An 8,889-nucleotide genomic window follows, 5' to 3' on the forward strand; every position below is an offset into this window, starting at 1 on the left:
GTGGGTAATCTCGCCAGGTGCTGGTGGGATTGTCGGGGCGGAAACTCGCGGGGGCGTTGATCGCGCTCGAAGTCGTCGTGGTCGGCGTGCTGTTCACCCTCAAGGTGTTCGACGGCCAGGACCTCGAGGTCTACATCGGCGGCGCGCGGTTGCTCCTCGACTCGGGTGACCCGTACGGCGCGTGGGTGCAGACGCACGGCGGCTGGCTGCCCTTCACGTACACGCCGTTCGCGGCGGCGGTGTTCCTGCCGGGCACGTTGCTGTCCGCCGCGCTGGCCACGAGGCTGGTCGGGCTCGCGTCGATCATCGCGGGCGGGATCGTGGTCTACCTCTTCGTCGCGACGCTCAACGGTTCGCTCGCCGACCGTGCGAACGTCCGGGGCCGTGCCATCGCCGTCCTGGCGGCGATCGGGGCCCAGGCCGTCGGCGGCGTCATGGAGCCGGTCCGCTCGACGCTCGGCTTCGGCCAGGTCAACACGCTGCTGATGCTGATCGTCGTCCTCGACGCGCTCCTGCCGGGCCGCGCCCGCACGAAGGGACTGCTGATCGGCGTCGCCGCGGCCATCAAGCTGACCCCGGCCTTCTTCATCCTGTTCTTCCTGTTCCGCAAGGACTTCCGCTCGTCCGCGCGGGTCGTGGCCGGGTTCCTCGGCGCGGGTGCGCTGATGTTCCTGGCCGCGCCGGGCGCGTCCGCGAAGTTCTGGACGAACATCCTCTTCGACACCGGCCGCATCGGCGATCGCGGCTATGTCGGCAACCAGTCGCTGCGCGGGATGCTCGCGCGCTTCGGGCTCGGCTCGGCGGAAGACATCGTCTGGGTGCTGGCTTCGATCGCCGTGGTCGCGCTGACCGCGTTCGTGATCGTGCGCGTCGCGGAACCGGTGCTCGCGCTGACCGCGTGCGCTGTCGGCGGGCTGCTGGTGTCGCCGGTGTCCTGGACGCACCACTGGATCTGGTGCGTGCCGATCCTCGCGCTGCTGATCTGGGCGCGCTCGGTCGTTTCGTTCGCGCTCGCGGCCGTGACGGTGGCGCTGTTCGTGATCGCGCCGATGTGGCTCGCGCCGCGGCCCGCCGGGAACTTCGGCTGGTGGCTGGCGACGGAGTCCTACGTGCTGTACGGCCTGGTCGTACTCGCTCTGGCCGGTAAGTCCGTGAAGGCCTCCTTCCCTACTCTCAGGGTAGGGAAGGAGGCCTTCACGGACCGCTAGCTCAGCCCAGGCGCTCGACGACGTACTCGATGCTCTGGGTCAGCTTCGTGATGTCGTCCGGGTCGATGGCCGGGAACAGGCCGACGCGCAGCTGGTTGCGGCCGAGCTTCCGGTACGGCTCGGTGTCGACGATCCCGTTGGCGCGCAGCACCTTCGCCACCGCCGCGGCGTCCACCTCGTCGGCGAAGTCGATGGTGCCGACGACCTGCGAGCGCAGCGAGGGGTCGCTGACGAACGGCGTCGTGTAGCCGGTCTTCTCGGCCCACTCGTACAGCCGGGTCGACGAGTCGCGGGTGCGCGACGTGGTCCACTCGAGCCCACCGTTCGAGTTCATCCACTCGATCTGGTCGGCCAGCAGGAACAGCGTCGACACCGCCGGGGTGTTGTACGTCTGGTCCTTGCGGGAGTTGTCGAGCGCCGTGGTCAGCGACAGGAACTCGGGGATCCAGCGGTCGCTCGCGCCGATCTCGCCGATGCGCTCGACCGCGGCCGGCGAGGCCAGCGCGATCCAGAGGCCACCGTCGGAGGCGAAGGACTTCTGGGGCGCGAAGTAGTAGACGTCGAAGTCCTCGGCCTTGACCGGCAGGCCGCCCGCGCCGGAGGTGGCGTCGATGGCGACGAGGGCGCCTTCACTGCCTTCGGGGCGGCGCACGGGCACCGCGACACCGGTCGAGGTCTCGTTGTGCGCCCAGCCGACCAGGTCGGCGCCTGCCTCGTAGGCGATCTGGGGCGCGCTGCCCGGGTCGGCCTTGACGACGATCGGGTCGGCGAGGAACGGGGCGCCCTTGGTCACCGTGGCGAACTTCGAGGAGAACTCGCCGTAGGTGAAGTGCTGCGCACGTTCCCGCACGAGCCCGAACGCGGCGGCGTCCCAGAATGCGGTCGTCCCGCCGTTGCCGAGGACCACTTCGTAGCCCTCGGGCAGGGAGAACAATTCGGACAGACCCGCACGCACGCGGCCGACGAGGGACTTCACCGGCTTCTGACGGTGCGAGGTGCCGAGGTAGGTGGCACCGGATTTCGCCAGGTTGGCGAGCTGCTCGTCACGGACCTTGGACGGTCCGCAGCCGAAGCGGCCATCGGCAGGCTTCAGGTCCGCGGGGAGGGTCAACTCAGGTGCGTCGGTCATGTGCTCAGTCTCTCAGGTCGGGACGACCCTGCTGATAGTCGGTGCCGCGTGTCCGGAATATGGGATCGGCGGACCGGCTCCCGTCGGAGCCGACCGCCGGGTAGCTTCTCGCCTCATGGCGACAGTGCACGAGCGGTTCCCCGTTCCCCCCGAGGCGTTGTGGCAGGCCCTCCCCAACGGGGTCGACGCGGTCAAGGGCCAAGTCCCCTATTACGACGCCGCGGCCGGATACGTCACCTTCTCGACCAAGCTCGGCTTCTTCAGCTATGGGCAGACGGTCACCGTGAAGGTGGAGCGGACGACGGAGGGCTCCGGGCTGGCGATCCAGACGAGCCTCAAGTTCGGCTTCGTCGACTGGGGTGAGGGCAAGCGCATCGCCCGCAAGTTCATCGCGGCCGTCGGCGCGGCGGTCGGGCACACCCCGGCCGCTTGATGTCCGATCCGTGGAGACCCAGGTGGGGTTTCCTGTTCCTGTACTTCCTCGGGCTCGGCGGGCACTGGATCTTCGCCGACTGGGACGACACGTCCACCATCGGCGCGCTCGTCGGTTTCGCGGCGACTCTCGTGCTCGTGTTCGTCCCCGGCTTGCCGAGCTGGATGCACGGAGACCTCCCGGGGGAGAGCACGATCCGCCGTCGTGAACGTGTCCTCGACGTAGTGCTCGGCCCCTGGGCGTTGGCCACCGCCACACTGGATCCCGCCGCCGGAACCGCGCGCGGGTGGGCCGTCCTCGACGGACGTCCGGCGAAGTTCGTCATCGAGCGATGCCCCAACGAACTCGCCGAGTCGCTGCGCGGCCCGCGCCGGATGTGGGTCGTCGGAGACGCCGACTACGGCGACGGCCTGGTGTGCGCCGACGGCGGCCGCGAATTCACGACCGCCGCCTTCCGCTTCCGTTAGCGCCAGCCCTCGGGGTCGACGCCGCCCGGGATGGGCGCGGCCGGATCGAACGGGGTCCGCGAGAAGATGAACGTCGCGAGGTCGAGATGGTTCGGCTTGCCCGCCGAGTCCCGCCCGACCCGTAGCGTTTCGCCCGCGTAATAGGCGTCGAGCCCGACCCAGGTGTCCTCGCCCACCGGCGCGAAGCGTGAAGCGCGGCCGGGGCCGTCGGCCGGCGCGAGGGAGAACAGGCCGCCCGGGAGCAGTCGCAGGTGGTACGGCGTCGGGCCCCAGTGCCACAACCCCGTCAGTTCCAGCAGCTTCGGGTCCACAGTGGACGGTTGCCATTCGGCGGGCATCGACGGCTCGTGCTGTTCGGTCAGCTTCATCAGGTCGAGGCAGAGCTGCGTGATGCCGACGCCCGCCGTCGAGTTCGTCAGCACGAGCGCGCCGATGCCGGCGTTCGCGTCGACCAGCGAGCAGGCGAGGAACCCCGGCATCGACCCGGTGTGCCCGGCCAGCCGCCTGCCCTCCGTGCGGATCAGCATGACGCCGAGGCCGAATCCGGTGGTCCAGGCGTCGCCGTCGTCCACGGTGACCATTTCGCGCATCTCCGCGACGGTCTGCTCGCTGAGCACTCCGCCGGTGTGGCCGCCGAGGAACGACGTCCAGCGGGCGAGGTCGGTGATCGTCGACCACAGCTGCCCGGCCGGGGCCATCGCACCCGCGTCCGGAGACGGTTCCGGCATGAGGAGATCGGCGAAGGGGTGCACGGCGAATCCGCTCGCGTGCGCGCCTTCGGGGTGCGGGGACGTCCTGGTCATGCCGAGCGGGCGGAGGATCTCGGCGCGGATGACGTCGAGCCAGGACTGCCCGCGGTGCCGGGCGACCAGCTCGCCGAGCACGCCGTAGCCGACGTTGCTGTAGTGGAACTTGCTGCCCGGGCGCAGCCGCGTCGCGCCGTCCTTGAGGCTCTCGACGAGCGCGTCCCAGTCGGCGCCGACCGTGCGCTCCCACCAGGAGCCGGGCGATTCCGCGGTCAGGCCGGAGGTGTGCGACAGCAGCTGCGCGATGGTGGCCGAGCCGAACGCGGTGCCCGGCAGGTGCTGCTCCAGCGGGTCGTTGAGGTCGAGCTTGCCTTCGTCGCGCAGCCGCATGACGGCCGTCGCGACGAGTGTCTTGGTGATCGAGCCGAGCCGGTACTGCGTGTCGGCGCCGGGTGTCTCGCCGTCGACACGTCCGCGCCCTCCGGACCAGGCGAGTTCGCCGTCACGGACGACGGCGGCGACGATGGACGGGGCGCGGCACGAGGATTGCTCGTGCGCGAGGCGGCGCAGCAGCGCCAATTCGGTCGAGGCAAGCATGGGACGCATTCTGCCTACCCGAGCAGGCCCAGCCGCATAGCGGTGGTCACCGCGGCCGTGCGGTCCGAAACGTCCAGTTTGCCGAACACGCGCAGCAGGTGGGTCTTGACCGTCGCCTCGCTGATGTGGAGCGCCCTGCCGATCTCGGCGTTCGTGCTTCCCCGCGCCACCAGCCGGAGTACTTCGATCTCGCGCGCCGACAGCGGTGACGCCGTCGGATTGCGTACCCGGTTCACCAGCTTCCCGGCCACCGAAGGCGCCAACACCGTCTCGCCGCGTGACGCCGCACGGATCGCACTGGCGAGCTCCGCGCGCGAAGCGTCCTTCAGCAGATACCCGGAGGCGCCCGCTTCGACAGCGCGCAGGATGTCCGCGTCCGTCTCGTAGGTGGTGAGCACGACGACCCGCTGGCCCGGCCGGTCGGCGAGGATCCTCCGCGTCGCGCCGACGCCGTCGAGACCGGGCATCCGCAGATCCATCAGGATCACGTCCGGCTGCTTGATCCGGCTCAGCGCGACGGCCTCGTCGCCGGAACCCGCTTCCCCGACGACGCTCAGATCCGGCTCGGCCTCCAGCATGCCGCGCAGGCCTTCCCGCACCACGGGGTGATCGTCGACCAGCATGATCGTGATCACGCAGGCACCTCCAGTTCCAGCGTCGTCCCCGCACCGGGTTCGCTCTCGAGTGTCACGATGCCACCGACCTGATCGGTGCGCGCCCGCATCCCCGCCAGGCCGAAGCCACCGGTGGGCGCGGCGGGATCGAATCCGGTGCCGTCGTCGGTCACGGTGAGCCGGACTTGTCCGTCCACAACGGACAGGCGTAGCGAGACCGCGGTGGCGTGTGAGTGCTTGCGGATGTTGCTCAGCGCCTCCTGCGCGCCTCGCAGCAGGACGACTTCGGTGGCCATCGGGAGCGCGGGCAGCGGGCCGTCGACGTCGATCGACGCCTCGATCCCGGTCTCCTCGGTCAGCCGTTCCACCTGACGGCGCAGCGCTTCCTCCAGTGAGGCGGCGGCGAGCGCCGATGGCCCCTGCGCCGCGACCATCGCCCGCGCCTCCGCCAGGTTCTCCCGCGCCGTCCGGGCGGCGAGCTCCAGGTGGCGGCGGGCCGCATTCGGATCGGTGTCCATTTCGGACTCGATCGCCTGGGTGAGCGTGACGATGCTGGTGAACCCCTGCGCGAGCGTGTCGTGGATTTCGCGGGCCATGCGCTCGCGTTCGGCGGCCGTCCCCGCCTCCCGCGAGAGCCTGGCGACCTCCGCCTGGCTGGCTTCCAGCTGGTCGATCAGTGCGGCCCGGCCTTTGCTCTGCTCGATGATCTGGGTGGTGTAGCGGCCGGCGAGGAGGCTGAAGATGATCAGGATCGCCGTCATCGGCAGCAGGACCGGCTGTTCGCCGAGCCCGCCCCGGGCGAGCAGGGACACCGGGCTCGACAGCACCGCCGCCGTGGTGAGGATCGACGCGGCCTTCGTCGGCATCGTCATGTACAGCACGGGGCAGACGAGGAAGAGGATGAAGCTCGAGGTGCCCGCGGCGAAAATGGCACCCGTCGTGAAGAGCATCATCACCCCGGCGAACAACCATGGTGTGTGGTCGTAGTCCGGGCCTTTGATGAGGCGGCGTCCCCGGATCAGGTAGGTCGCGCCGAGCCCTGTCAGGCACAGGAGCGCGACCGTTTTGCCCGTCGTCGCACCGTCTTCGAGGAGCACCAAGGCCGTCGTCGCGACGAAGGTGACCCCGAACAGGACCTCCCAGAGCCAGTAGAACCGCTCCCAGGCGTTCACTTGCCTTCGTTCGACCAGCGGAACGTCAGCTTCGCCAGCAGCAGCCCCGCGGCGCACCACGCCGTCAGCACCAGTGCCACCATCGGAAGTTCCCATGTCCCCGCCATTTCCTGGGTCGCGGCTTCGGACGGCAGGAACACCGAGCGGAAGCCCTGGCAGATCCACTTCACCGGAAAGAACGAAGCGATGTCGACCATAACCCTCGGCAGCGCGGTGATCGGCGTGACGAACACCCCGGAGATGAACTGCAGCGCGATGTAGATCAGGTTGGTCACCGCGACCGCGCCGCTGACCGTCCTGGTGACGGATCCGAGCGCGATCCCCAGCAACGTGCAGCTGGTGATGCCGAGGAGGAAGACCCACAGCGCGGTCAGCAGTTTCGCCGGGTCGCTCGGCAGTTCCAGGTCGAACAGCAGGCTGCCCACGATCGACATCAGCACCACCTGCGCGATGCTGGTGAAGCCGACGAGGATGATCTTGCCGACGAAGTAGGACGCGGCGGGCATCGGCGTGCCGCGCAACCGTTTCAGCGCGCCGAGCTCGCGATCGGACGCGAGGTTGATCCCGATGTTGGTGAAGGAAGTCGAGACGATGCCGGAACCGATCATGCCCGCGGCCAGCACCTGACCGGTGGTGATCACCATGCCGGGCATCGAGGAGTTCAGCATCGAGCCGAGCAGGATCATCAGCAGCGACGGGAACGCGAAGGTGAAGATCACCTGCTCCCGGATGCGGAAGAACTGTTTGATCTCCGCGGCGCCTCTGACGAGGCCGAGTGAGAAGGTGCCCGGGAGGGCCAGCGTGCTCATCGGGCTTCTCCGATCAGGTCGAGGTAGGTCTCTTCGAGGGTGGGGCGGTGGACGGTCAGCTCCGACGGCTCGCGGCCGTCGGCGGAGAGCTCGCGGATCAGCTTGGCCGGGAAGTGGGTGCGCTCCTGATGGCTGCCGCGCTCGTCGGCCCAGCGGACGGTGGCCTCCGCGGTCGCGCGGCCGCTGAGCGTCCGCGGCGTCCCCTCGGCGACGATCTCTCCGCGGGTGATGACCGCGACGCGGCCGGCCAGCGCCTCGGCCTCGTCCAGATAGTGGGTGGTGAGCAGGATCGTGGTGCCTTCGCGGGCGAGACTCCTGATCAGCTCCCAGAACCGGCGCCGGGCCGCCGGATCGAACCCCGTCGTGGGCTCGTCGAGGAACACCAGCTCGGGCCGCCCGATGATCCCGAGCGCGACATCCACACGACGCCTTTGCCCACCCGAAAGGCTCTTGACGCGGGCGCCCGCCTTCTCGGTCAGTCCGACCTGCTCGATCACTTCTTCGGTGTCACGGGGATCCGGGTAGTAGCGGGAGAAATGCCGGACCGTCTCGGCGACGGTGAGCTCGGCGGCGTCGTTGGCCGTCTGCAACACGATCCCCAGCCTCGCCCGCCAAGCCCGGCCCGCGGTGCCGGGATCCTCGCCGAGCACGTCGACCTCGCCCGACGTCCGCACGCGGTGCCCCTCCAGGATCTCGACCGTCGTCGTCTTGCCCGCCCCGTTGGGGCCGAGGAGCGCGAAGACTTCGCCCTGCTCGATGTCTAGGTCGATCCCTCCGACAGCCGTGTGGCCCGGGTACTCCTTGCGCAGACCGCGCACTCTCACTGCCGTTTTCATACCTCGATCGTGCTGTGCGGGACCGGGGTCCCGGGACATCCGCAGGACTGAACCTGGCTGTCAACCGATCGATGGACACCGGGGTCACCGCCCTCCCCGCATTTAGTCCTCTGGATGCGGTCCTTGCACACGCAACTACCGCGTTCAGAGGACTAAATGCGGGGAGTTAGGAGGGTGCGGACGGAGGTTTCGAGGGAAGGTAGGAGGGCTGCCGGGTCGGTGGACGTGAGCATCCGGTTCGCGAAGCCGTCGGAGAGGGCGAGGACGGCGTCGGCCAGGTCGGAGGCCGCGAGGTCGTCGCGGACATGGCCCGCCGACTGCGCTTTCGAGAGGTACTGGGCCGTGATTTCCGCGAGCTCGTCGTAGCCGGTGCGGATGAACTCGGCCCACGACGGCCGGACGGCGGCGCGGGCGGTGAAGGCGTTGATGACGATCACCTCCGCGCGGCGCTGCTCGTCGAGTGGCATCGCCTCGACCAGCAGTCGCAGCAGCAGGTCGAGCAGGTCGCCGGACTGATCGAGGGTTTCCCAGCGCTGCTCCAGGAACTCGCTGGTCATGTCGAGGGCGAAGCGGAACAGATCTTCCTTGGTGGAGAAGTACTTCTGCACCGCGCCCGCGGACACCCCGGCTTCCATGGCGACCGAGCGCACGCTCACGGCCTCGACGCCTTCACGCGCGACGATGCGCAGGAGGGCGCCCGCGATCTCTCGGCGGCGTTCGGCGTGGTCGACGATCTTCGGCACGACCGAATCCTCCCCTCTGCTCGCCGACTAGGTCAGGTGGGTCGTGGGGGGGGGTTTTGGGTTTCCCCCCAAACACCCCCCCCCACCCCCCCCCCCCCACCCCCCCCTCCCCCCCCCCCCCCTTTCGGACACAAC

The 8,889-nt window shown here is 69.4% G+C and carries 10 protein-coding genes; 3 read left to right on the top strand and 7 right to left on the bottom strand.

The window, feature by feature from the left end; genetic code table 11:
• The first annotated feature begins 17 nt into the window (after positions 1 to 17).
• Positions 18 to 1,208 carry a glycosyltransferase 87 family protein gene (locus tag AC0685_RS10600; protein WP_478225300.1) on the top strand — a complete coding sequence of 397 codons (1,191 nt, stop codon included), beginning with the start codon at positions 18 to 20 and terminating at the stop codon, positions 1,206 to 1,208.
• A 1-nt stretch (position 1,209) separates the two neighbouring features.
• Here the strand turns inward: AC0685_RS10600 and serC are convergent, their stop codons facing one another.
• A complete protein-coding gene (gene serC, locus AC0685_RS10605) occupies positions 1,210 to 2,337 on the bottom strand; it encodes a phosphoserine transaminase (RefSeq protein WP_478225301.1) in 1,128 nt (375 codons plus the stop codon).
• A 115-nt stretch (positions 2,338 to 2,452) separates the two neighbouring features.
• Here serC and AC0685_RS10610 point away from each other — a divergent pair, with 115 nt between their 5' ends.
• Together AC0685_RS10610 and AC0685_RS10615 are read left to right on the top strand one after the other, a co-directional pair.
• Positions 2,453 to 2,770, top strand: a complete 318-nt coding sequence (locus AC0685_RS10610; protein WP_192743760.1) for a hypothetical protein — start codon at positions 2,453 to 2,455, stop codon at positions 2,768 to 2,770.
• A complete protein-coding gene (locus tag AC0685_RS10615) occupies positions 2,770 to 3,237 on the top strand; it encodes a hypothetical protein (RefSeq protein WP_478225302.1) in 468 nt (155 codons plus the stop codon). The genes AC0685_RS10610 and AC0685_RS10615 overlap by 1 nt, the downstream gene beginning before the upstream one ends.
• Here AC0685_RS10615 and AC0685_RS10620 read toward each other — a convergent pair.
• The 6 genes from AC0685_RS10620 to AC0685_RS10645 all read right to left on the bottom strand — a co-directional run bounded on the left by AC0685_RS10620 (position 3,234) and on the right by AC0685_RS10645 (position 8,754).
• Entirely contained in the window at positions 3,234 to 4,580 is a 1,347-nt protein-coding gene (locus AC0685_RS10620) for a serine hydrolase domain-containing protein (protein ID WP_340686604.1), read from the bottom strand. The genes AC0685_RS10615 and AC0685_RS10620 overlap by 4 nt on opposite strands.
• A 14-nt stretch (positions 4,581 to 4,594) precedes the next feature.
• Entirely contained in the window at positions 4,595 to 5,215 is a 621-nt protein-coding gene (locus AC0685_RS10625; RefSeq protein WP_478225303.1) for a response regulator, read from the bottom strand.
• Positions 5,212 to 6,366, bottom strand: coding sequence for a sensor histidine kinase (locus AC0685_RS10630; RefSeq protein WP_478225304.1), 1,155 nt, complete (start codon positions 6,364 to 6,366; stop codon positions 5,212 to 5,214). Before AC0685_RS10630 ends, AC0685_RS10625 begins: the two co-directional genes overlap by 4 nt.
• Positions 6,363 to 7,175 (bottom strand): ABC transporter permease, encoded by an 813-nt coding sequence (locus tag AC0685_RS10635; RefSeq protein WP_478225305.1) that lies wholly within the window; start codon positions 7,173 to 7,175, stop codon positions 6,363 to 6,365. Before AC0685_RS10635 ends, AC0685_RS10630 begins: the two co-directional genes overlap by 4 nt.
• A complete protein-coding gene (locus AC0685_RS10640; RefSeq protein ID WP_478225539.1) occupies positions 7,172 to 7,999 on the bottom strand; it encodes an ABC transporter ATP-binding protein in 828 nt (275 codons plus the stop codon). Before AC0685_RS10640 ends, AC0685_RS10635 begins: the two co-directional genes overlap by 4 nt.
• Positions 8,000 to 8,163: 164 nt before the next feature.
• Positions 8,164 to 8,754, bottom strand: a complete 591-nt coding sequence (locus AC0685_RS10645) for a TetR/AcrR family transcriptional regulator (protein ID WP_478225306.1) — start codon at positions 8,752 to 8,754, stop codon at positions 8,164 to 8,166.
• Positions 8,755 to 8,889 lie beyond the last annotated feature (135 nt).

This window comes from Amycolatopsis sp. NPDC043889, from assembly GCF_056435645.1.